This is a genomic window from Rhodovibrio salinarum DSM 9154 (genome assembly GCF_000515255.1).
GTDB classification, from domain to species: Bacteria; Pseudomonadota; Alphaproteobacteria; order Kiloniellales; family Rhodovibrionaceae; genus Rhodovibrio; species Rhodovibrio salinarum.
This window is the reverse complement of sequence record NZ_KI911559.1, coordinates 1,316,626-1,340,288: the sequence shown is the minus strand read 5'-3', so window position 1 is coordinate 1,340,288 and position 23,663 is coordinate 1,316,626. Positions and strand designations below refer to the sequence as shown.

16 protein-coding genes are annotated in these 23,663 nt (G+C 68.1%); 9 read left to right on the top strand and 7 right to left on the bottom strand.

Annotated elements, in window-relative coordinates:
• Positions 1–68 precede the first annotated feature (68 nt).
• On the top strand, positions 69–335 hold the full coding sequence (locus RHOSA_RS20880) for a YrhK family protein (RefSeq protein WP_051431872.1): 267 nt from the start codon (positions 69–71) through the stop codon (positions 333–335).
• A 72-nt stretch (positions 336–407) separates the two neighbouring features.
• Here RHOSA_RS20880 and RHOSA_RS0106240 read toward each other — a convergent pair whose 3' ends face one another.
• The 3 genes from RHOSA_RS0106240 to RHOSA_RS25705 all read right to left on the bottom strand — a co-directional run bounded on the left by RHOSA_RS0106240 (position 408) and on the right by RHOSA_RS25705 (position 5,500).
• A complete protein-coding gene (locus RHOSA_RS0106240) occupies positions 408–3,299 on the bottom strand; it encodes an AAA family ATPase (protein WP_027287996.1) in 2,892 nt (963 codons plus the stop codon).
• Positions 3,296–4,564, bottom strand: coding sequence for a metallophosphoesterase family protein (locus RHOSA_RS20875; protein WP_051431871.1), 1,269 nt, complete (start codon positions 4,562–4,564; stop codon positions 3,296–3,298). The genes RHOSA_RS0106240 and RHOSA_RS20875 overlap by 4 nt, the downstream gene beginning before the upstream one ends.
• Before the next feature lie 156 nt (positions 4,565–4,720).
• On the bottom strand, positions 4,721–5,500 hold the full coding sequence (locus RHOSA_RS25705; RefSeq protein WP_027287995.1) for a glycoside hydrolase family 19 protein: 780 nt from the start codon (positions 5,498–5,500) through the stop codon (positions 4,721–4,723).
• Between the two features lie 217 nt (positions 5,501–5,717).
• Here RHOSA_RS25705 and argE point away from each other — a divergent pair, with 217 nt between their 5' ends.
• Both argE and RHOSA_RS20870 read left to right on the top strand, forming a co-directional pair.
• Positions 5,718–6,893: an acetylornithine deacetylase gene (gene argE / locus RHOSA_RS0106225; protein ID WP_027287994.1), complete on the top strand. Its 1,176-nt coding sequence runs from the start codon at positions 5,718–5,720 to the stop codon at positions 6,891–6,893.
• 6 nt (positions 6,894–6,899) lie between these two features.
• On the top strand, positions 6,900–7,988 hold the full coding sequence (locus RHOSA_RS20870; protein ID WP_051431870.1) for an AbrB family transcriptional regulator: 1,089 nt from the start codon (positions 6,900–6,902) through the stop codon (positions 7,986–7,988).
• Between the two features lie 517 nt (positions 7,989–8,505).
• Here RHOSA_RS20870 and nikR read toward each other — a convergent pair.
• Positions 8,506–8,973 (bottom strand): nickel-responsive transcriptional regulator NikR, encoded by a 468-nt coding sequence (gene nikR / locus RHOSA_RS0106215; protein WP_027287993.1) that lies wholly within the window; start codon positions 8,971–8,973, stop codon positions 8,506–8,508.
• A 119-nt stretch (positions 8,974–9,092) separates the two neighbouring features.
• Between nikR and RHOSA_RS0106210 the strand changes: the two genes are divergently transcribed.
• Genes RHOSA_RS0106210 through RHOSA_RS0106190 form a run of 5 tightly spaced genes read left to right on the top strand, consistent with a single transcriptional unit; the run spans position 9,093 to position 13,837 of the window.
• On the top strand, positions 9,093–10,670 hold the full coding sequence (locus RHOSA_RS0106210; protein ID WP_037255798.1) for an ABC transporter substrate-binding protein: 1,578 nt from the start codon (positions 9,093–9,095) through the stop codon (positions 10,668–10,670).
• Positions 10,667–11,650, top strand: coding sequence for an ABC transporter permease (locus tag RHOSA_RS0106205; protein WP_037255797.1), 984 nt, complete (start codon positions 10,667–10,669; stop codon positions 11,648–11,650). Before RHOSA_RS0106210 ends, RHOSA_RS0106205 begins: the two co-directional genes overlap by 4 nt.
• On the top strand, positions 11,647–12,498 hold the full coding sequence (locus RHOSA_RS20865) for an ABC transporter permease (RefSeq protein ID WP_051431869.1): 852 nt from the start codon (positions 11,647–11,649) through the stop codon (positions 12,496–12,498). The genes RHOSA_RS0106205 and RHOSA_RS20865 overlap by 4 nt, the downstream gene beginning before the upstream one ends.
• On the top strand, positions 12,495–13,220 hold the full coding sequence (locus RHOSA_RS0106195; protein WP_027287990.1) for an ATP-binding cassette domain-containing protein: 726 nt from the start codon (positions 12,495–12,497) through the stop codon (positions 13,218–13,220). Before RHOSA_RS20865 ends, RHOSA_RS0106195 begins: the two co-directional genes overlap by 4 nt.
• A complete protein-coding gene (locus RHOSA_RS0106190; protein WP_027287989.1) occupies positions 13,214–13,837 on the top strand; it encodes an ATP-binding cassette domain-containing protein in 624 nt (207 codons plus the stop codon). The genes RHOSA_RS0106195 and RHOSA_RS0106190 overlap by 7 nt, the downstream gene beginning before the upstream one ends.
• Positions 13,838–13,856: 19 nt before the next feature.
• On the opposite strand, the gene RHOSA_RS0106185 is transcribed toward RHOSA_RS0106190, so the two are convergent.
• The gene (locus RHOSA_RS0106185) at positions 13,857–14,672 is read right to left on the bottom strand and encodes an SDR family NAD(P)-dependent oxidoreductase (protein ID WP_051431868.1); all 816 of its coding nucleotides are present in this window, start codon (positions 14,670–14,672) and stop codon (positions 13,857–13,859) included.
• A 445-nt stretch (positions 14,673–15,117) separates the two neighbouring features.
• On the opposite strand from RHOSA_RS0106185, the gene ftsH reads away from it, so the two are divergent.
• The gene (gene ftsH, locus RHOSA_RS0106180) at positions 15,118–17,049 is read left to right on the top strand and encodes an ATP-dependent zinc metalloprotease FtsH (RefSeq protein ID WP_027287987.1); all 1,932 of its coding nucleotides are present in this window, start codon (positions 15,118–15,120) and stop codon (positions 17,047–17,049) included.
• A 243-nt stretch (positions 17,050–17,292) separates the two neighbouring features.
• Here the strand turns inward: ftsH and RHOSA_RS0106175 are convergent, their stop codons facing one another.
• Both RHOSA_RS0106175 and gltB read right to left on the bottom strand, forming a co-directional pair.
• Complete coding sequence (locus RHOSA_RS0106175) at positions 17,293–18,765, bottom strand: catalase (RefSeq protein ID WP_027287986.1); 1,473 nt, start codon at positions 18,763–18,765, stop codon at positions 17,293–17,295.
• A gap of 306 nt (positions 18,766–19,071) precedes the next feature.
• Positions 19,072–23,628 (bottom strand): glutamate synthase large subunit, encoded by a 4,557-nt coding sequence (gltB, locus tag RHOSA_RS0106170; protein WP_027287985.1) that lies wholly within the window; start codon positions 23,626–23,628, stop codon positions 19,072–19,074.
• Positions 23,629–23,663 lie beyond the last annotated feature (35 nt).

Below are 23,663 nucleotides of genomic sequence, written 5' to 3'. Positions count from 1 at the left end.
TGCACCCGTCTGACGCCCTGACCACGTGGCGCGTTGGATCGGAGCTTCATGGATTGGCTGTCTATACGATGACGAACCTCGAACACGCTGTTTCGCAAACCAAGTACCAGGCGGTCTCGACCCTGCTGCGGGAATACGAGTGGATTCACCGCCTGCTGGGGATTCTCGGGCACGTCTGCTTCTTCGTCGGCTCGGTCTTCTTCCTGTGGGAAAGCCTCAAGCTGGCCGGCATCTGGCTGTTCATCGTCGGCGCCGGGGGCATGATGATCGACCGGATCTGCTCCCTGATCGTGCACTACGAACGCCTGCGTCGGAACGATCAGCCGGTCGTCTAGAGCGCATTTGCGCTGCAAGGCTTTGAAGCCGGAGCTAGACCCGGCACGCCCCCCAACTCACCCGGTGTTCTTCTAAGAAGAAGCGGCTAGCTCCGCCATCGGGATGCTGGCCGCGCCGGGCGCATTGGCCTGCACGCGCTCGGCGATCTCCGGGTGGCAGGTGAACAGCAGCACCTGGTGATCCTCGGCGAAGCGGGCGAGTTCGGCGGCGACCGCGGCCATCCGCTCGGGGTCGAAGTTGACCAGAACCTCGTCCAACACCAGCGGCAGCGAGGTGCCGCGCTGGGCGAACTCCTCGATCAGGCCGAGCCGGACGGCGAGATAAAGCTGCTCGCGGGTACCACGCGACAGGTCGATCGGCTGCACCGCTCGGCCTTCCCGATCGATCACACGGAAGTCCTGACCCGCTTCGGCCTGGCGGATTTGGGTGTAGCGGCCGTGACTGAACCGCGCCAGCCGATCGCTCGCCCGGGCGAACACGGCCGGCTGACGCTCGCGTTCGAAGCGCTCCAGCGTCTCTTCGATCAGCGCCTGGGCGCCAGCGTAAACCTGCCACTGGCGGAAAAGGCGCGCGACCTCGCCCGCCAACTGGTTGCGCCGGGTCTCCAGTTCCGCGATCCGGTCGGAGGTTTCCACCGCCTTGCGGTCGCGGGCGGCCTCCTCTTCCTGCCGGAGCGCATCGTCCCGCACCTCCTGCTGCGCGGCTAGGTAGGCGTCCAGCCGCTCGCGTTCATCGGCCCAGGCCTGCGCATCACCGCCGGCCAGCGTCTCGCGCAGTTCGGCTGCACGTGCCGGCTCGTTACTGGCCTCGCGCAGCACCGCCGCCTCGACCTCGCGAACCTGCTGATAGGCCTCCTGCTCCGACTGGATCGCCTGCGCACAGGCGTTGAACGCCTCGATCAGCGCCTCGCCAGTCGCCGCACTGTCCGCACCGCGCGCCTGTAGAACGCCGCGCGCGGCCTCTTCCCAGCCAGCGATCGCGATGTCGAGCTGTTGGCGCTTGGCCTCTAGACTGCGCGTCTCCCGCAGGATGTCTTGCGCTTGGCGTAGCTGCTCGGCGAACTCGAGCACGCCTTGCGGACGCGAGGCTTCCGGGAAGGCGCGCGCGCGCTTCCACTCGGCCCAAGCCGCTTCCAGCCGTTGGTTTTCCGCGCGGGCGCTCTCCAGCGTCTGCTGCCGGCGGTCGACCTCTTCCTGGCGGGTCTCGACCTCCTGACGCTGGACCTCCGCGTCCTGAATCTGCCGGTCGAGCCGGCGCCGGTCCTCCAGCCGATGGCCGAGTTCGGTCACAGCCCGCGCCAGTTCGCCCGGCCCCGGCCTCTCGGCAAAGTCGAGCGCCTGGGCGGCGGCATCGGCTTCCTGCTCCAGGGTGCGCCGCCGTTCGCTCTGGCGGTCGACGTCCCGGGCTTTGGCGTCGCGGTCGGCTTCCGCCCGCTGGACACGCGCCGCCGCCTGCCGGCGGCGGCGATGCAGCCACGCCGAGACGGCGCCAGCCGCCAGCGCAAGCGCCGCCAGCGCACCCGCCGCAACCGGCTCGCCCTGGACCCCGGCGACACCCGCCGCCACGGCCGCCAGAACCGCCACAGCCAAGGCGCCGAGTACGAGGCCACGGCCGGACTGCTCGTCCCGGGCGTCGTCCACGCGCGCATCTGCCTGCTCCAAGGCCGCCTGCGCGTAGCCCTCGGCGTCGCGCAGACGGGCCAGCTCGTCCATCTTGGCCCGCAGGTCTTCAAGCTCGGCCTGCCGGCGCTGCAGCGTCGCCAACGCCGGCGGCGGATCGGCAAGCGCCTCCAGCTCCTGCGCCAGCTTGGCATGCCGTTCCGCGCTTTCCTGGCGACGGCGCTCGGCCTCGCCGAGCTGCTCATCGGCCTTGGTGACGGCGGCGTCCGCCGCATCCAGCGCACGCTCCCAGTCGTGCACCTCATCGCGCGCGGGGATCGGCAGAGTGAACGCCGCGACGCGGTCTTCCGTCCACTGCGGTCCAAGCGTCTGCAGCGTCCGGGCAAGCGATTGCGCCTGCGCTTCCAGTTGCGCCGCCAGTTCGCCCGCGTCCTGCAGCCGCTGTCGCTGCAACCCCAAGCTTTCGCGCAGCGCGTCGACCTGGCGTTGCTGGGCGTCCAGCGCATCATCGACCGGCACTGGATCGATCCGCGGCAGGCTGCGCCCGGTCAGACGTTCCAGCGTCTCCAGCGCGCGGGCGCGCTGACACCACGGCTCCCACAGGCGCAAGAGCGCGTCGAGTTCGCGCCGCTTGCCCTGCCAATGCGCGATCTCACCATCCAGCCGCTTCCGCTCGGCGGCCGCCGTGCGCTCGGCCTCGACCTTCTGCGGATAGTCGCGGGCGGCGCGCTTGGCCTCGACCAGCTCCTGGTCGACCTGTCGGATCTCGTCCAGCAGCTTGGCCGCCTGGTTCTTCTTTTGCCGGGCGTTCGGGCTGTAGAGGTCCTTGGCACGAGCTTCCAGCTCTTCCGCGGCCCTTCGCGCGTTGAGGCCGGCGCCGGCGACCGCGCCGGAGAAGATGCGGTCGCGCACGCCCTCGGCCGTCAGGCTTTGTCCCTCCTGCAACTCCCAGAGGGAGAAACCGAAGACGTTCTGGAACAGCGTCTTGTCAGCCCCGCCCAGGATTTGCGGCAGCTCGCCCTCGGGCACGCTTTGGCCGCCGGCGTCGGTGATCGTCGGCGCGTTGTTGCGCGAGCCAGCGCGGCGATGGATCGTGTAGCGCCGGCCGTCGTGCTCGACGAAGACGCTGCCGCCGAAAGCCCCGCCGCCAGGCGGTTCGTAGAGCGGCACGCCCTTGTTGCGCTTGTCGGGGAACCCGAACAGCACGCCGCGGATGAAGGCGAGCAGCGTGCTCTTGCCGGCTTCGTTCGGTCCGTGCAGGACCGAGAGACCGGACGCTAGCTCGCTCGACCGCTGGTCGCGGAACGCGCCAAAGCCGTCGATCTGCCAGCCGCGGATGATCATTCTTCCGGCTCCAGCCGGTCGAGTGCCTCGTCGAGCGCCGCGGCCAACGTCGCCTGATCGGTTTCCGCGTCCGCCGCGTCGACCAGCGCGCGCAGGCGCCGGTCGGTCGGGCGCGCGTGCGCGGCCAGGAAGGCGTCCAACTGCTCTGGGTCGGCCAGCAGCGCCTCCGCCCGCAGCAGCAGTTCGGCGGAGAAGTCGCCGCGCCGGCGGATCGCGTCCTTGTCCAGCGGCGGGGCCGTGCGGTCGATCAGCCGATCCCACCAGACCCGCGCGCCGGCAACCTGCGTACCGGCTTCCTGCAGGCTTTGCAGCACCTCTTCAACGCCTGCGCCACGGCGCAATTGCTGATGCACGGCCCCGCGGCCCGTGAGGTCGGCACGCAGGATCAAATCGCGCCCGTCGGCCGCCTCGGCGGCATCGGCAGCCGCCGTCTGCAAGGCGTCCTGCAGGCCACCGGTATCCGCGACCGCCTCGACGTCGACCTGCAGGGTCTCGAACCGCACGACGTCGAGCGGCCGGAAACTAAGCGCGCTGACCCGTCCGTCGTCGACGTCGACGAGGTAGGCACCCTTGGGTCCCTGTTCGCTCGGCTTCGGGCTGCGGCCCTGCAGCACACCGGAGTAGACCGCATGGACCGCACCGTCGCTCAAGACCTGCGCGTCGTGAACGTGGCCGAGCGCCCAGTAATCCATGCCGCCGCGCGTCAGCTCCGACAGCTCGCACGGCGCATAGCGCGCGTGTGCAGGGTTGTTGCCGACGTTGGCGTGCAGCAGGCCAACCGCGAACGGCGCGTCGGACGTCTGGGGGAAGCGGGCGGCGAGATTGTCGGTCGTGTCCCGACGGGCGTAGCTGATGCCGTACACCCGCGCGATTTCGCGCCCCGACCGGTGCACCGGCACGCCTTCCACCTCCTGGGTGGGAAAGACATGCACGCCCTCCGGCCAGGCGACGGCCGACCAGCCCTCCTCCACCGGGTCGTGATTGCCATGGACGAGAAACACCTGCACGCCCGCCTGGGTCAGGCGCGCGAAGCCGTCACGCAGACGCAACTGCGCCCGCAGGCCACGCTCCGGACCGTCGTACAGATCGCCGGCCAGGACCAATGCGTCCGCCTCGACCCGCAGCGTCTCCGCGACCAGGTTATCGAACGCGGTGAGCGAGGCGTCGCGCAGCCTGGCCGGCAGATCGCCGCCCAGACGGCTCAACCCGTCGAACGGCGTGTCCAGGTGCAGGTCGCCAGCGTGAACGAAACGGAAGTCGGGCATGAACGATTCGGCGAACGCCTTACGGGAAGGGGGCGGCGGCGAGGATGCGCTAGCACCGGCGATTCGGCAAAGGGTGGCGAGGACGCCTGAGCAGCGCTGCGGCGCGTTGCCGGCACAATTCTTGTGCCCCCTGCCGCCCCCAGCTCACCCCCGGGCTTACGCGGCAACCGGAACCGGGAACACCGCCTTGGCGCGGGCGAGGTACTTGGCGCGGTCGTCGAGGCCGTTGAGACCGCCGTTGATCCGGCGGGTGACGGCCTCGAGATCGTCGGCGTCGGCGAGTGTGTTGAGCCCGTTTTCCTGCCAGAACCAGGTCGCCGCACGCACGCACAGATCCGGGTCCGCGGCCACCTGTGCGGCGGCGTCCGTGCTCGAGGTCAGATCGCGCCCGATCGCCCGTTCGAAAGCCGTGTAGTTCGCCCGGCCGGTTAACTGGATCAGGCCACGGCCCTTGAAGCGCTGGCCGTCACCCGGCTGGTCATTGCCAAGATCCGCCCGTCCCTCGTACGCCTTCCCGCTGGCCAGTTCCTCCAGCCAGCGCAGCCCCCCACTTTCGTGCGCGATCTGGGCCAGGAAGTGCGCCCGGCGCAGCTGGGTATCGATCCCCACCTCCTGCATGGCCGCCACGAGGGATGGCTGGAAACGCACGATCCGCTCGCTCTGCGCTTCCGCCAGCACGCAGCCGAGCCGCGCGCCCCCGACCCCTGCCGGCAAACGCTCAAGCAGACGGACCACATCCGGGCCGTCCGGTACGACAGGGGCCTCCGCGTCGTGGTCGGGCCGAGTGGCGACCAGGGCGGACCAGGTGTTGGATCCGTACAGCCCGTCTTCCAGCAGCCCGGGCGGGTCCGGTTGGGCGTTCAGCAGACGCTGCAGGATGCGCACGTCGCCGCGATCGTTGGCCTGCTCGGGTCCGATGGGCTGAGCGATGGGCATGGACTGACCTCCGAACGCGCACAGGTCTGTCGAGTACACCAAAAGAACGAACAATTCAAGAACATTTGGCGATCAGGGCCATCCGGCATCCAGGAGAACCACCCTATCCCTGGCCATCGACGCGTACAGCGGCTACAGACGACCAGCAAACACGTCCGCCCGCGCGCCTGCCCGGCATGCACTGGCAGCGCGCGTCGCTCAAGGAGACTTGCCCACAATGTCGTCCACTGAAGCGCAGCCCAGTGCCGAAACCCGGCGTATTTTGCGCGACTTGATCGCCTTCGACACCGTCAGCCGGAACTCCAATCTGGACCTGATCGACTACGTGCAGTCGGCGCTGGCCGACCTGGGGATCGAAAGCGAGCTGACCCACGACGACACGGGGCGCAAAGCCAACCTCTACGCCACCATCGGCCCGCAGGACCGTGGCGGTATCGCGCTCTCGGGCCACACCGACGTCGTACCGGTGGACGGTCAGCCCTGGAGCAGCGACCCGTTCGCGCTGTACGAGGCCGACGGCAAGCTGTACGGCCGCGGCACGGCGGACATGAAGGGATTCGTCGCCGCGGTGCTGGCCTATGCGCCCGCCTTCGCCAAGGCCCAACTCAATGAGCCGGTGCACCTCTGCTTCTCCTACGACGAGGAGGTCGGGTGCCTGGGCGTGCAGAAGCTGCTGGCGCCGCTGATGAACCGAGAGGTGCGCCCGCGCGCGGCGATCATCGGCGAACCGACGGGCATGGAGGTGATCAACGCGCACAAGGGCAAGCTGTCGACGTGCGCGGAGGTCCGCGGCTTCGCCTGCCATTCGGCCTACGCGCCCGAGGGCGTCAACGCCGCCCTCGCCGCCGCGCGGCTGACAGCGAAGCTGGGCGAGATCGCGGAACGCAAGGCCACCGAAGGGCCCTTCGATTCCGCCTATGACATCCCGCACACGACCGTTCACGTCGGCGTCCTCGAGGGGGGCACTGCGCTCAACATCGTCCCGGATGCGGCTAAGCTACATTTCGAGATCCGCAACCTGCCCAACGACGATCCGCACGCGATCCTGCAAGAAGCGATCGATTACGCCCGCCAGGAACTCGAACCGGCGATGCAGTCGGTACAGGCCGAGACCGGCTTCAGTTTCCACCGGCTCTCGCACTTCCCGGCCCTGGATACCGATCCCGGCGACGATGTCGTCGTCCTGGCGAAGGCTTTGGCGGGGAAAAACGCCACCGGCAAGGTCGCCTTCGGCACCGAGGCCGGACGGTTCAAGGACGCCGGCATTCCAGCGGTGGTCTGCGGCCCCGGCTATATCGCCCAGGCGCACAAGCCGGACGAGTTCGTGGGCCTGGACCAGCTGGCCGCATGCGAACGTTTCCTGGCCGGGCTCTTGGATCGACTAAGCGCATAGGCCCGCATGGCGACACCCGACCAGGCAGAAGATGCTGCGCATTCGCCAGTCTGGCCGCGCGCACTGCTGGCGCTGACAATCGGCACCGGCGGCGGCTGGCTGGCGTACCTCGTGGGTCTGCCTTTGCCCTGGATGATCGGGGCCATGCTGGCGACCACCCTGGCGGCGGTAGCCGGGTTACCCGTCGCGCTGTGGCACCGGCTGCGCGAGGGGTTTGTGGTCGTGCTCGGCGTGATGCTGGGCAGCAGCTTCACCCCGGCGATCGCCAGCCAGTTACCGGGCTGGGCGGTAAGCCTGCTGATCCTGTCGGTCTATACGGTGGTCTCAGGCATGCTCGGGGCTTGGTTCTTCCGCCGCATGGCCGGCTACGACCGGGTGACCAGCTATTTCTCGGCGATGCCGGGCGGGCTGTCGGTGATGATCTTCGTCGGCGAAGCCATGGGCGGCGACTCCCGGCTGATCTCACTCACCCACGCCGGACGCCTGCTGCTCGTGGTGCTGGTGCTGCCGTTCGCCTTCCAGCTGTTCATGGGCTACGACCCCGCCAGCCGACCCGCCGCCGGTCCGGACCTCGCCGATCTCGGCGGCATGGAAGTAGCCCTACTGACCGCCTCGGGCGTGCTTGGCTGGGCGGGTGCCCAGCTATTGCGCATCCCGGCCCCGGCGGTGGTCGGACCGATGCTGTTGAGCGCAGCCATCCACCTCGGCGGGGTCATCGAGGCGGGCCCGCCGCAAGCCGTGATCGCAGCCGCACAGATCGTGGTCGGCAGCTCGCTGGGCTGCCGCTTCGCCGGTACGCCGATAACGGCGATCGCGCGGACGCTGATGTGGGCGGCCGGCGGCACGGTGGTCCTGCTGGGCAGCGCCGTGGCATCGGCCTGGGTCGGCCATCTGATCACCGGTTTGCCGATCCTGGAACTCACCCTCGCCTACTCGCCAGGAGGGCTCGCTGAGATGAGCCTGGTCGCCCTGGCCCTGGGGCTGGAAGCCGCGCTGGTCGCCACCCACCACATCGTGCGGATTTTCCTGGTCGTGGTGTTCGCTCCACTGGCCTTCCGACTGGGACGTAGCCGGCTAGGTGACAAGACGCCGTAGCGCCAAACCGGCCTGGACCTGATCAAGCCGCATGGCCCCAAGCCTCATGGCTAGAGACTCGCGTGACCGCACGCACGGCCGTGTCAGGCCGACAGCTTTTTGCCCTGTCTCTGTCACAGCACAACCGCGCCGCTTTCTGTAGATTGATCACCTATGAGGCTGTCGCCCCGCCAGGGCAGCCTCAGGCCGGGCGTCGGATCGTGTCGCAGCGGATCCGACGCGCCCGGAGGTACCCGCAGCGGCCGGTCCCCTAGGCCCCCTCGCGCCCGCGCCACCCCGCGCGGAAGCCCCCGCCGATGGACCGGCCGCTGCGGCGCCTACCCTGATTGCGTTGAGCCCCGCCGGATCCCCGCTCCGGCGGGGCTTTTCGTACGCGCACTCCTTGTCTCCACGTAGAGAGGGATCCGTGGCGGGGATCGTGACCCAGCCTTACAGCCGCCAGATCAGTCTCTGATCCATCCGGAAAAACAGTAGCTGCGAGAGACCCGCAGGTGACGGCTCACTCACAGTGAGGGGGTCAAAAGCCGTCGCGAACCTTGTAGTGACTGTGGACATGCGGCTCACCACGGCCGTGGGAATGGACGTCTTCGCGGGCCTCGACGGGAATCAGCGCCAGCCGCCCGTGTTTGACGCCGCGTTCGGAGAAGAGGCCGTTGGCGAAGTCCTCCACGGCCCCGACCGCGCCGCGCATCACCGTCACCTCGACCGCGGCATCGTGGTCCACCGGCACCGATAGCGCCGCCACGGTCTGGTCGTGCCGGGCATGGCGGCTCTGGGGGACGCGACGGCCCAGGTCGCGGGTCGAGAGCTCCAGGGTGTAGCTCACCACCCCGATACACTCGGCCTCCTCTGGCGCGTCCCGCGTCAACGCGCGGCGGATCAGGTCTCGCATCGCCTCGGAGCGATTGGTCGCCTCCGAGCGCGTCATGTAGCTGTCGAGCTCTGCCAACAGCTCGTCTTCGATAGACACCGTGATCCGCGCCATAGCCTTTCCCTCTTGCTGTTCCAGCAGACGGTTTCCGTCCGGCCCGCCAGACGCAAGCCCTTTACCTCTCCGACAAGCAGCGTATGAATATGCAAGTCATTTTGCATACCGGAGTCGAGATGCGTAGATTTTTTAAGTCCACCCTGCTCGCAGCCGCCCTCCTGGCCCTGCTCGGAGCGGTCACTGCACAGGCGCGACCGCTCGTGCTGGCAGTGGGAGGCGAACCCGAAACTGGCTTCGACCCTATCACCGGCTGGGGCAGCTACGGCAACCCGCTCTTCCAGTCGACCCTGTTACGCCGCAATGCGGAACTTGCGCTCAAGGGTGACCTCGCCACCGAATGGTCGCTGTCGGAGGACCGCACGCTCTGGACCATCACCCTGCGGGACGACGCCCGCTTTTCCGACGGAACACCCGTGACGCCGGAGGACGTGGCCTTCACCTTCAACACGGCCCGAGACGCGGGAGGGCTGGTCGACCTGACCGGTTTCGAAGCCGCCCGGGTTACGGGCCCACACCAGGTAGAGCTCGAACTCTCCGAGCCGCGCATCTCTTTTACCAACGAACTCGCCACGCTTGGCATCGTGCCGGCCGATGCCTACGGCCCGAACTATGCCCGCAAGCCCATCGGCTCCGGGCCGTTCCGCATGGTCGAATGGCGCGAGGGCGAGCACCTGATCGTCGAGCCGAACCCATATTGGCACGGCGGTGACGTGCCGTTCGAGCGCGTGACCTTCATCTTCGGCTCCGAGGAGGCCGCACTATCGCTCGCGCGCACGGGAGAGGCCGATCTCGTGGCCGTGCCCTCGTCGCAGGCGGACGCGCCGCCCAACGGCATGGAGGCGCTGCACGTCGAGACCGTGGACAACCGCGGTCTCATGTTCCCCATGGTGCCAGACACGGGCAAGACCACCGAAAGCGGCGTGCCCATCGGCAACGACGTAACCGCCGACCGGGCGATCCGCGTGGCGGTGAACCAGGCGCTCGACCGCGAGGCTCTGGTCGCCCTTGCGCTCAACGGCCACGGCCGCCCCGCCACCGGCCCGGCTGACGGGCTGCCTTGGGGCAACCCAGAGGGCGCAATCCCCGGCAACGATCCCCAGGCCGCCCGCGCGACCCTGAAAGCAGCGGGCTGGCAGGACACGGACAACGACGGCACGCGCGAGAAGGATGGCCGCGACGCCACCTTCTCCATCGTCTACCCGGCAGGCGACAGCACCCGACAGGCGCTGGCGCTCGGCGCGGCGCAGCAGTTGCGTGGCATCGGCATCGCGGCCCGTCCCACGGGCCGGAGCTGGGAGGAGATCCGAACGATGATGCACTCGCAGGTCGTGGTGCTGGGCTGGGGGGCGCATGACCCCTCTGAGATCTCTCACATCTACCACGGGGATTTCGCCGGAATGGGCTACTTCAACCCCGGGTTCTACGACAACGCCACCGTCAACGCCCACCTTGAGGCGGCCGAACGCGCGCCCAGCCTGGAGGCCTCGCTGCCCGAGTGGCAAGCGGCTGCGTGGGACGGCGAGACCGGCTTCAGTGCGAAGGGTGACGCCGCCTGGGCCTGGATGGTGAACCTCGAACACTCCTATTGGGTCTCCGAGTGCCTCGACACCGGCAAGCGGCAGATCCATCCGCACGGCCACGGCTTCCCAATCACCCACGACCTGCCCGACTGGCGCTGGACCTGCGGCGAATGATCTGGCTGCGCCAGCTTCTACTGGGGCGGCTGGTGCGTCTTGCCTGGCTGTTGCCACTGGCGGCGGTCGGGTTGTTCACGCTGATCTCGCTGGCGCCCATCGATCCGGTGCAGGCCTATGTGGGCGACCGTACCTCGCTCATCGGGCCCGAGCAGCGGCAGGCGATCGCCGCGACCTGGGGCCTCGACCGCCCGGCACCCGCGCGCTTCGCAACTTGGCTGGGTGGCGTTTTGCACGGCGACCTGGGCCGCTCCCTCACCTTTGACGCGCCCGTCGCGGAGGTGATCGCCCGCCGCTTCCCGACTTCGCTCGCGCTGATCGGCAGCGCCTTCGCCGTCTCCTTCATCCTCGGCACGGGGCTTGGCATCGCCGCCGCGGCGGCGCGGGGCGGGATCGCGGACAGGACCATCCGGACGGCGGCGGTGGTGCTCACGGCCAGCCCGGGTTTCTGGATCGCGATCCTGCTGATCGCGCTGTTCGCCGTGGGGCTGGGCTGGCTACCCGCCTGCTGCGCAGCGCCGCCCGGCCTGACGGCAGAGGAAACCGGCTGGCTTGACAGCCTCAGACACCTCGTCCTGCCCGTCGCCACGCTCTCGGTCGTTGGGACAGCGCCGCTCATCCTGCACACCCGCCAGCGACTGGTGGCCTTTCTCGACGGCCCCGCCGCGCTCCACCTGCGCGCGCACGGTCTGTCGTGGTGGCGTATCGCCTTCGGGGCCGGGCTGCGGCATGCCGTCGGTCCAGCGCTGACGCTGCATCTGGCGGGCGCTGGCGAACTCTTCGGCGGTTCGGTGCTGGCGGAGACGGTGTTCGCCTGGCCTGGCCTCGGACAGGCGACCGTGCAGGCCGCCACGGGGGCCGATGCGTCGTTGCTCATGGGGATCGGGCTGGCGACGCTGCTTTTCGTCTTTTGCGGCAATCTCCTCGCGGACATCGCGGCGCATCTCGCCGACCCAAGGCTGCGGCAGGCGTCGGCATGACGGCGCTTGAGATTCTCTCGCGCGGGCCCGGCGGGACGCGGCCCACCCGCCATCCAGCATGGCGCGGCGCCTGGGCTGCCGGGCTGGTGCTACTGATCCTCGCCGGTGCGGCCGTGTTGCCCGCCTCCTGGCTCGGGGTCGACGCACGCGCGGTGGGCCAGGCTCCCACCCCTGCGCATCCCTTTGGGACCGACAGCCTGGGGCGCGACGTGGCCGCACGCACACTCGCCGCCTTGGCGATGAGTGTGCAGGTCGGGCTGCTGGCCGCGATCGTCTCGACCGCCATCGCCCTCGGTCTCGCCCTCGTCGCGGTCCTGGGACGGTGGGCGGATCACCTCGTCGGTCTGCTGACCGAACTGGTGCTCGGCCTGCCGCATTTCGTGCTGCTGATCATGGTGGCCTTCGCCCTGGGCGGCGGCACCACGGGGGTCGTCTTCGCCGTGGCCTTCACCCATTGGCCGCGGCTTGCGCGTCTGCTCCGGCACGAGGCGCAGACCGTCGCCGCCTCCGACTACGTCGCGACCTCGCGGGCGCTGGGGCGCTCCCGCAGTTGGGTCGCACGGCATCACCTGGCACCGCATCTACTGCCGCAGATCGTGGCGGGTTTCGTACTGATCTTCCCCCACGCGATTCTGCATGAGGCGGGATTGAGCTTCATCGGCCTGGGAATCGAACCGCACCTGCCCTCGGTCGGTGTCATGCTTTCGGACTCGCTACGCGAGATCATCGCCGGGCGCTGGTGGGTCGCCGCTGCGCCGGGGCTGGGTCTCGTGCTCGTGGCGCTTGCCTTCGAGCGCTTCGGCGAGGCCCTGCGTACCGCCGCAGCTCCACCAGGAGGTGGTACATGACCCTGGGCGTCGCGCATTTCGGGCTCACCTTCGCCCCACCTGGCCGCCCGCCTTTCCAGGCACTCGAAGACCTGAATTTTTCCCTCGCGCGCGGGGAGATCCTCGGCATCGCCGGCAGCTCGGGGGCTGGCAAGAGCCTGATCGCGGCGGCATTGGCCGGCGTCCTTCCCGCCGGGGCGCGAACAGAGGGTTGGATCGCGATTGATGGCAGCCCTCCGGGACCGCGCGACATCGCCCTCGCCCCCCAGCGGCTCGACGCTCTGGATCCGCTGGCACCGCTCGGACGCCAGATCCAGCGCCTTCTTCGGCAACGTTGCGATCCCGGTGCCCTGCTTACCCGCGTCGGCCTGTCCAAAACCCTTGTCGGGCGCTATCCGCACGAACTCTCTGGCGGCATGGCACGGCGCGCGCTTCTGGCCACTGCGCTCGCAAGCGGCGCCGACTGGCTCGTGGTGGACGAACCGACTGTCGGTCTCCACCCAGAAGCTGCGGATCACGTCATGGCGATGCTGTCCGGTTTCGCGCAAGCGGGCCATGGCCTCGTGGTGGTGAGCCACGACCTACCGCGCCTCGCCCGTATTGCAGACCGGGTGCTGGTGCTCAGTCAGGGCCGAGCCGTCGAGACCACGTGCGCCTCGGCCTTTGCCGGAGGCGGTGCCGCGCTCCAGCATCCCTTCTCGCGCGCGCTCTGGGAGGCGCAAATCCCGGAGGGGGCATGCTGACCGCCTGCAACCTGCGCTTTGGCTATGACGAAACCCACGTCGTCGACGGGATCAGTCTGTCGCTCACGCCGGGCGAGATCCTTGGGCTTGGCGGCACCTCGGGCAGCGGCAAGAGCACACTGGGCCGCTTGCTTGCTGGCCGCCTCCGCCCAAAGGCCGGAAGCGTGTGTCTCGACGACGCACCGCTGAGACCCGTGGCATCTGGCCGTCCCGCCCCGGTGCAGTACGCCCCGCAGAATGCGGAGCTGGCCGTCGATCCGCGCTGGAAGGTGAAACGCATCCTGGCCAACGGCGGCACGCCGGACGAAGAGGCGGTCACGGCCCTTGGCATTTCCTCCGCATGGCTGAACCGCCACCCCTGCGAACTCTCGGGCGGAGAGCTCGCGCGCGTCTCCCTTGCCCGACTGTTCCATCCGGGCCTTCGGGTCCTGATCTGCGACGAGGTCACGGCACAACTGGACGCGCTCGAACAGAAGGGGCTTCTCGACCGGCTGAGCGCACTGGCACGAAAGCGCGCGATCGGGCTTCTGCTCATCAGCCATAGCCGGGGCTTGCGAGACCAATACTGCGACCACGCCGCAACCCTCGAAGACGGGCGCTTGGCCGCGGAGGCCTGAGCCAAGTCATCGAGCCGGTTTACGCGAACTTCGCGGTGATGCCGCCGTCGACCACAAGGTCGGTGCCGGTGATGTACTTGGCCTCGTCGCTCGCCAGGAACACGGTCGCATGGGCGATGTCCCACGCGTCGCCCATCTTGCCGGTCGGGCACATCGCATCGCGCTTGGCGATCATCGCCTCGACGTCACCGTCGGCATAGTGGTCCTTCAACGGCGCTCGGACCATCGGCGTGTCCAGCAGACCGGGCAGGATGGCGTTGGCGCGAATCCCTTCCCTGGCATGCTGCAGGGCCACCTGGCGGGTGAACTGCACCGCGCCCGCCTTGCTGGAGGCATAGGAGATATAGGGAATCCCGGTCCAGTGAGTCGCGGCGATCGAGGCGACGTTGACGATCGCGCCCCGGCCCTGGGCCTGCATCGCGGGGATCGCATGCTTGCAGGTCAGGAACATGGACTTGAGGTTGACGTCCATCACCCGGTCCCAGGACTCCTCGCTCGCCTCGACCGGGCCGCCCAGCTCCAGGATGCCGACGTTGTTGACCAGCACGTCGAGCCGCTCCCAGGCGTCCAGCACCTGGCGCACGGCGGCCTCGACCTGGGCGCTGTCGGTGACGTCCGCCTGCAGGGCAAGCGTGGTGCCGCCTTCCTCCTCGAGGATTCCGGCGGTCTCCCGGGCGTTGTCCAGCTTGACGTCCAGGCAGGCGACCCGGGCCCCGGCGCGCGCGCAGGCCGCCGCGATCGCCTTGCCCACGCCCCAGCCGGGCCCGCTCGACCCCGCGCCCGTGACCAGCACCGTTCGATCGGCCAAACGTCCGTCGGTTGCGCTTTGCGCCATGGCATCCCTCCCCTTCAACCGGCTGCCCCCTCAAGCACGTTCGCCCCGCAGGTTCAAGCAGATCGAGAGGAAACCACCGAACCGCGCAGCACGGGCGCGTTCAAAGGGGCAAAACCATCATCTGATCTAGCAAACCGTGCGGCTTCCACAGCTTTGGCGGCGGCGTTCCCAACCAGCCGGGTACCTGCGCGCCCGTGACGCAGCACCGTGACACGCGCGGAGGCGTCGGACAGGGCGTCAGCGGCCCTGTCTGAAGCCTGCACGCTGTGCGAGCGCCGAGTGACATCACCTTGACGCCCTAGCGTGGACCCCCACTTGCCCTGTAGACGTTCTTAACACAGTAGAAACCTGCGCCTGGCGCGCGCCGCCCAATCGACGCAGCATGAGGTCGCGGCGCGCGCGCCTGCCGCGCGGGACCACCCGAACGCAACAGGCGAATCTCTTCATGAACGAACGCCTTCGCAAGTTCCTCCCCTTCATTGTCCTGGGTCTCGTGGTCGCGATGTTCCTCGTCTTCGCGCAGAGCGAGGGCAGCAACGACGTCGGCCAGGACCTGAGCTACAGCAGTTTCATCGACCGGGTTGAATCGGGGGAAGTCCGCTCCGTCACGATGCAGGGCGGCAACATCACCGGCACCCTGTCCGGCGGGCAGAAGTTCAACACCTTCGCCCCCGAAGGCGCGACCCCGACGCAGCAGCTCCGCGACAACGGGGTGCGCATCCAGGTCAAGCCGGTGGAAGACGGCCGCACCATCTGGTCCGTGCTGCTGTCCTGGTTCCCGATGCTGCTGCTGATCGGTGTCGTGATCTACTTCATGAGCCGCGCCCGCGGCGGCGGTGCCGGCGGGGCGATGCAGTTCGGCAAGTCCCAGGCCAAGATGCTGACCGAGGATAGCCGGAAGGCGAAGTTCGATGACGTCGCCGGTATCGACGAGGCCAAGCAGGAGCTGGAAGAGATCGTCGATTACCTGCGCGATCCCGGTAAGTTCCAGAAGCTGGGCGGCGAGATTCCCAAGGGCATGCTGCTCGTGGGCCCTCCGGGCACCGGTAAGACGCTGCTCGCCCGCGCGATCGCCGGCGAGGCGAACGTGCCGTTCTTCACCATCTCCGGCTCCAACTTCATCGAGATGTTCGTCGGCGTGGGCGCCAGCCGCGTGCGCGACATGTTCCAGCAGGCCAAGAAGAATGCGCCCTGCATCGTCTTCATCGACGAGCTGGACGCGCTCGGGCGCAAGCGCGGCGCCGGCCTCGGCGGCGGCAACGACGAGCGCGAGCAGACCCTGAACCAGCTGCTGGCGGAAATGGACGGGTTCGAGAAGAACGAGGGCGTGATCATGGTGGCCGCCACCAACCGCCCGGACGTGCTCGACCCGGCGCTGCTGCGCCCGGGCCGGTTTGACCGGCAGATCACTGTCCCCAACCCGGACGTGATGGGCCGCGAGCAGATCCTGCAGGTGCACACCCGCCAGGTGCCCTGTGCGCCCGACGTGGAGGTGCGCAAGGTCGCCCGCGCCACGCCGGGCTTCTCCGGCGCGGACCTCGCCAACCTGGTCAATGAGGCGTCCCTGATCGCCGCGCGCGCCAACAAGCGCATGGTCACGATGGACGACTTCGAGAAGGCCCGCGACAAGATCCTGATGGGCGCGGAGAAGCGCTCCATGGTGATGGACGAGGCGGAGAAGGAGCTGACCGCCTATCACGAGGCCGGCCATGCGATCGTCTCGCTGTTCGTGCCGGGCAACGACCCGCTGCACAAGATCACCATCATCCCGCGCGGCCAGGCGATGGGCGTCACCATGGCGCTGCCGGAGAAGGACCGCTACGGCTACCAGAAGATGGAGATCGAAGGCCGGCTGGCGATGATGTTCGGCGGCCGGCTGGCCGAGGAGCTGATCTACGGCACCGAGGACATCACCACCGGCGCGGGCAACGACATCAAGCAGGCCACCGAGCTGGCCCAGCGGATGATCACCGAGTGGGGCATGAGCGAGCGCCTGGGCCCGCTGAACTACGCCGGCGGCAGCGACCAGGAGGTTTTCCTGGGCGACGGCATCTCCCGCGAGGGCCAGGTCAGCGAACACACCGCCCGGCTGATCGACGAGGAGGTGCGCCGGGTCATCGACGAGGCCGAGAAACGCGCACGCACCGTCCTCACCGAGCACATCGACGATCTGCATCGCCTCACCCGCGGCCTGCTGGAGTACGAGACCATCTCCGCCGAGGAGGCGCAGGCGATCATGCAGGGCCAGGATATCTCCCGCGGCGGCGGTGGCAGCGGCGGCGCCAGCAGCAAACCTGCCGCCAGCGTTCCCAACGCCGGCCAGGGCACGCGCGGCGACGATCGCGGCGGCTGGGACCCGACCCCGCAGCCGACCTGATCCTCCACCACCCCATCGTCGCATCCATCACAAGGCCCGGGCCGCCGACGCGGTCCGGGCCTTGTTACGTGCAGGATAGCTGGCCGCGTCGGCGGAATAACGACCCCCTGACCGTCCGGCGATCCAACAGTCGGGAGAGACAGGGCAAACGAAATTCGGCGTTACCAGCCCCTGTCGAGGAGCCGGCAACGCCGAGGATAGGCTGGCAGCCAGCCGCGGGGGCGCGAACAGGCGGTGGGCGACCTATTCAGCGGCCGCCTTCGACGCCTCGCGCACGCCACGTTCGATGCGCTCGCCGATCTCGGGATCGACGTTGCGCCAATAGTCGAACGCGCGCTGCAGCACCGGCTCGGACACGCCGCCCAGCAGATGCCCGACGACGTTGCTGACCAGCCGTTCGCGGGCGGCCTCATCCATCACCTCGCGGACCAGGGCGCGGGCCTGACCGAAGTCGTCATCGTCCTGCCGGAGCGTGTAGGCGTTCCGGACGAATTCGCCGTCCGTGTACCAGGTCGCCGCCTCCGGGTAGGCCTCGGGATCAGCCTGCGGACCGCCCTTGGTGTTCGGCGCGTAGACGGGATCGGACACCTTCTGCACGCGCATCGCCCCGTCCTTGCTGTAGCTGTGCACCGGGCATTTGGGCGCGTTCACCGGGATCTGCTTGTAGTTCACGCCGATCCGCGACCGATGGGCATCGGCATAGGAGAACACCCGGGCGAGCAGCATCTTGTCCGGGCTGAAGCCGGTGCCCGGGACCTGGTTGTTCGGCTCGAACGCCGCCTGCTCGATCTCGGTGTGGTAGTCGCTCGGGTTCCGGTCGAGCGTCAGCTTGCCAACCTCGATCAGCGGGTAGTCCTGGTGCGGCCAGACCTTGGTCAGGTCGAACGGATTGATGCGATAGGTCTCCGCATCCTCGAACGGCATGATCTGGACGTACAGCGTCCAGCTCGGATGGTTGCCCTGGTCGATCGCGTTGTAGAGATCGCGCTTATGATAGTCGTGATCCTGGCCAGCGAGCCGGTCCGCCTCGTCCTGGGTCAGGTTCTTGATGCCCTGATCCGTCTTGAAGTGGTACTTGACCCAGAACTTCTTCCCGTCGGCGTTGGCCCACATATAGGTGTGGCTGGAATAGCCGTTCATATGGCGCCAGGACGCCGGGATTCCCCGATCGCCGAACAGCCAGGTCACCTGGTGCGCGGACTCCGGCGACTGGGTCCAGAAGTCCCACTGCATGTCATGGTCGCGCATGTCGGTGTCCGCGCGACGCTTCTGCGAGCGAATGAAATGCTGGAACTTCATCGGGTCGCGGAGGAAGAACACGGGGGTGTTGTTCCCCACCATGTCGAAGTTGCCTTCCTCGGTGTAGAACTTCACCGCGAACCCGCGCGGGTCACGCCAGGTGTCCGGGCTGCCGCGCTCGCCCGCGACCGTCGAGAAGCGGATCAGAACGTCGGTCTTCTTGCCGGGCTGCAGGAAGTCGGCCTTGGTGTAGGCGGACACGTCCTGCGTCACCTCGAACCGGCCGAACGCGCCACCGCCCTTGGCGTGCGGCTGGCGTTCGGGAATCCGTTCCCGGTTAAAGTTGGCCATCTGCTCGATCAGATAGTGATCGTGCAGCACGATCGGCCCGTTCGGTCCGACCGTCAGCGCATGTTCATCGCTGGAGACAGGGACGCCAGCATCGGTCGTCGTGCGTTTGCGGGTATCGTCGCTCATCGCGGACTTCTCCCTTCATCTCTTCCGCCTCCGAGCGATCATGTCGTCCCCAGCCAAAGGGTGTTCAACCGGGTTAGCGCCCCGGACCGACCCGCCTTTCCCGTTGAGCGCGTGGCCAACCTCCGACTTCGCAGGGACCGCTTTTTCTTCTTTGATTCAGTAGGTTAGCGCTACAGCAACGTTCCCTCAGATACCGCCTTCAACCACGCCATCCGGAACAGACCAGCGCCCTGGTCAAAAAAAAGGCCGGCCGGCGCCACAGGGCACCGGCCGGCCTCCGTCAATCCTATAGCCACGCGCCGTGCCCTACTCCGCGGGCTCCGCGCGGGCTTCGCGGCCTTCGTGGGTGAGCGGCTGTTCCAGGTGCGGGATGATCTCCTTGGGCACCACCTGCCAGAAGTGCTCCCGCTCGCTCTGCCAGTCGATCAGCAACCGCTCGGCGAAGCGGGACTGGGTCTCGCGGACGTGCTCGGCGATCAGGTCACGGACCACGCCTTCCCAGTAATCGGTCTGGATGCGCTGCCAGATCACCTGGTCCGGATTGACCCGGCGTTCGAAATCGCCGTCGGGATCGTAGATGTAGGCCATGCCGCCAGTCATGCCGGCACCGAAATTCGGGCCGACGTTGCCCAGGATCACTGCGGTGCCGCCGGTCATGTACTCGCAGCCGTTGGCCCCGCAGCCCTCGACCACGGCGACGGCGTCCGAGTTGCGCACGCAGAAGCGCTCCCCGGCCTGCCCAGCGGCGAACAACCGGCCGCTGGTGGCGCCGTACAGCACCGTGTTGCCGATAATCGAGTTCTTCTGGCTTTCCAGCGGGCTCGCGGTGGTCGGCCGGACGACGATGGTCCCGCCCGACAGGCCCTTGCCGACGTAGTCGTTGGCGTCGCCGAACACCTCCAGCTTCAGCCCCCGGACGGCGAACGCGCCCAGCGACTGACCGGCGGAGCCGCGCAGGCGCACGGTGGCGTGGCCAGGACGCAACCCGTTCATGCCGAACTTGCGCACGATGTGCGAGGACAGGCGCGTGCCGATCGCCCGCTGGGTGTTCCGGATGGTGTACTGCAGCTGCATCTTCTCGCCATCGGTGAACAGCGTGCGGGCGTCCTCCACCATCTGGGCGTCCAGGGTATCGTTCACCTCGTTACGGCCCTGGCGGGTGCAGTAGGTGGCGTACTCGCCCGGATCGGGGCGCGCCAGCAGCGGGTTCAGGTCGAGGTCGTCCAGGTTCGGCGCGCCTCGGTTCACCTGATGCAGGAGCTCGGTCCGGCCGATCACCTCGTTCAGCGTGCGCGCGCCCAGCGACGCCAGCACCTCGCGCACCTCCTCCGCCATGAAGGAGAAGAGGTTCACCACCTTCTGCGGCGTGCCGGTGAACTTCTCACGCAGCTTCTCATCCTGCGTACACACGCCGACCGGGCAGGTGTTGGAGTGGCACTGCCGGACCATGATGCAGCCGACCGACACCAGCGAGGCGGTGCCCACGCCGAACTCCTCCGCGCCCAGGATCGCCGCGGTGACGATGTCCCGGCCGGTCTTCAGGCCGCCGTCGGTGCGCAGCTTCACCCGGTGACGCAGGCGGTTGAGCGTGAGTACCTGGTGCACCTCCGACAGTCCCAGCTCCCAGGGGATGCCGGCGTACTTGATCGAGGTCAGCGGGCTCGCGCCCGTGCCGCCGTTGTGGCCGGCGATCAGGATGACGTCCGCCTTCGCCTTGGCCACGCCCGCGGCGATCGTGCCGATGCCCGAGCGCGCGACCAGCTTGACGCAGACCTCCGCATCCGGGTTGATCTGCTTTAGATCGTAGATCAGCTGCGCCAGATCCTCGATCGAGTAGATGTCGTGGTGCGGCGGCGGGCTGATCAGCGGCACGCCCGGCGTGGCGTGGCGCAGCTTGGCGATGATGTCGGTCACCTTGAAGCCGGGCAGCTGGCCGCCCTCGCCGGGCTTGGCGCCCTGGGCGACCTTGATCTCGATCTCCCGGCAGTTGTTCAGGTATTCCGCCGTCACACCGAAGCGGCCCGAGGCAACCTGCTTGATCGCGGAGTTCGGGTTATTGCCCTTCTCGTCCGGCTTGAAGTGCGCCGGATCCTCGCCGCCCTCGCCGCTGTCGGACTTGGCGCCGATCGAGTTCATCGCGATGTTCAGCGTCTTGTGCGCCTCCGGGCTCATCGCGCCCAGCGACATGCCCGGGGTGACGAAGCGCTTGCGGATCGCGGTGATCGATTCGACCTCCTCGACCGACACCGGGCTGATGTCCTTGGTGTTGAAGTCGAGCAGATCGCGCAGCGTAGTCGGCGGCAGGTTGCGCACGCCCTCGGAGAACTTCTTGAAGGTCGAGTAGCTGTCGCTGGCCACGGCCGACTGCATCACGTGGATCAACTGGCCGTCCCAGGAGTGCCGCTCGCCGCGCCGGCGGTATTTGTAGAAGCCACCCACCGGCAGGGCGATGAAGTCCTCCGCCCAGGCGCGTTCGTGCAGCTCCAGCACCTTCTGCTGCAGGCCCGACAGGCCGATGCCGGAAATCCGCGACGGCATGCCGGGGAAGAACTCGTCGACCAGCGTGCGCGACAGGCCGACCGCCTCGAAGTTGTAGGCGCCGCGATAGGAGGCCAGCACCGAGATGCCCATCTTGGACATGATCTTGAGCAGCCCCTCGTCGACCGCCTTCTTGAAGTGCTGCAGGCAGGTCTCGAGGCTCCAGTCGCCGAACAGGCCACGGGCGTGCCGGTCGGCGATCGACTCCTGGGCCAGATAGGCGTTCACCGTGGTCGCGCCGACGCCGATCAGCACGGCGAAGTAGTGCACGTCCAGGCACTCGCCCGAGCGCACATTGAGCGAGGTGAAGGTACGCAGCTTCTGACGCATCAAGTAGGTGTGCACGCCGCCGGTCGCGAGGATCATCGGCAACGGCGCCTTGTCGGCACCGAGCGCCTTGTCCGACAGCACGACGTGCTCGCAGCCGCCGCGCACCGCATCCTCGGCCTCCTGCTGGACGCGCAGCAGGGCCGCGTGCATCGCCGCCTCGCCGCCGGCGGGGTCGAACGTGCAGTCGATCTCCGCCACCGTATCGCCCATGTAGGCGCGCATGGACTCGAATTCGGCGTTGGTCAGGACGGGGCTGTCCAACTGCAGCAGCCGGCACTGGCTGGCGTCCTCGTCCAGGATGTTGCCGAGATTGCCCAGGCGGGTCTTCAGCGTCATCACCATCTTCTCCCGCAGGGAGTCGATCGGCGGGTTGGTGACCTGGCTGAAGTTCTGCCGGAAGAAGTGGTGCAGCGGCCGATAGCGGTCGGACAGCACGGCGAGCGGCGTGTCGTCGCCCATCGAGCCGAGGCCCTCCTTGGAGTCCTCGACCATCGGGTGGAGGACCATTTCCATGTCCTCCATCGTCTGCCCGAAGGCGAGCTGACGACGGCGCAGGCCCGGCTTGTCGTATTCCGCGTGCTCGCCGTGATCCGGACGTACGATGTCGTCGATCTTGGTGATCTGCTGCACCCACTCGCCGAACGGCTGCTGGGTGGCCAGCATGTGCTTGAGCTCACCGTCGTGGTAGAGCTGTCCCTCCTCGAGATCGACGGCGATCATCTGCCCGGGGCCGATCTTGCCCTTCTCGATGATGTTCTGCTCGTTCAGGCGAACCATGCCGGTCTCGGAGCCAACGAACAGCAGACCGTCGTCGGTGACGGTGTAGCGCAGCGGACGCAGGCCATTGCGGTCCATGCCGCCCAGCACCCAGCGGCCGCCGAAGGCGCAGATCGCCGCCGGGCCGTCCCACGGCTCCATCACCGAGTTGCAGTAGCGGTAGAGGTCCTTCAGCTCTTCCGGCATCGACCGGTCGGCGGAGAAGGATTCCGGGATCAGCAACGTCTTCGCCATCGGCACCGAACGGCCGGCCCGCACCAGAAGCTCGAAGGTGGCGTCAAGCGCGGCCGAATCGCTCGAACCCGCCTGCACCACCGGCTTCACGTCCTCGATCCGCTCCCCGAAACGCGGATGGTCCAGGCGGCACTCGTGCGCCTTCATCCAGTTCACGTTGCCGCGCAGCGTGTTGATCTCGCCGTTGTGGGCCAGCACGCGGAACGGCTGGGCCAGCGGCCAGGTCGGGAAGGTGTTGGTCGAGTAGCGCTGGTGGAAGATCGCGAAGGACGAGACGAAGCGCTGATCCTCCAGGTCGGGGTAGAAAGAGGTCAGCTGCTCGGCCAGGAACATGCCCTTGTAGATGATCGAGCGGCACGACAGGGAACAGCAGTAGAAGTCCTTGATCGACTCCTCCGCGACCGCCTTTTCGATCCGCCGGCGGATGACGTAGAGGTCCAGGTCGAAGTCGCTGGCCGACCGCCCGCGCGCGTTGGAGATCATGATCTGCTCGATCTCCGGCCGGGTCGCGTTGGCCTTCTCGCCGATCACCTCGGTGTTCACCGGGACCTGACGCCAGCCGTAAATCGTATAGCCGTACTTCAGGATCTCGCGCTCGACGATGACGCGGCAACGCTCCTGGGCGTCCAGGTCGGTACGCGGCAGGAACATCATGCCCACGGCGACGCGCTCCGGGCCCGGCTTATGGCCGGCGGCGGCGATGTGCTCGTGGAAGAAGTCCTGCGGAATCTCGACGTGGATGCCCGCGCCATCACCGGTCTTGCCGTCGGCGTCGATCGCGCCGCGGTGCCAGACCGCCTTCAGGGCGTCGATCCCGGCCTGTACGACGTCCCGCCGCGCGCTGCCGTCGACCGAGGCGATCAGGCCGACGCCGCAGGCGTCGTGCTCCTCCGACGGATCGTAGAGACCGCTCTCGCTCAGCGTGCGGGCGTTCTCCTCCCACGCGCGGATGGCGTCCTGGCCCTGGCCCCAAACGCTGGTCATGGCATCGTTCCTCTTCATCGCTGATCACGCGGCCC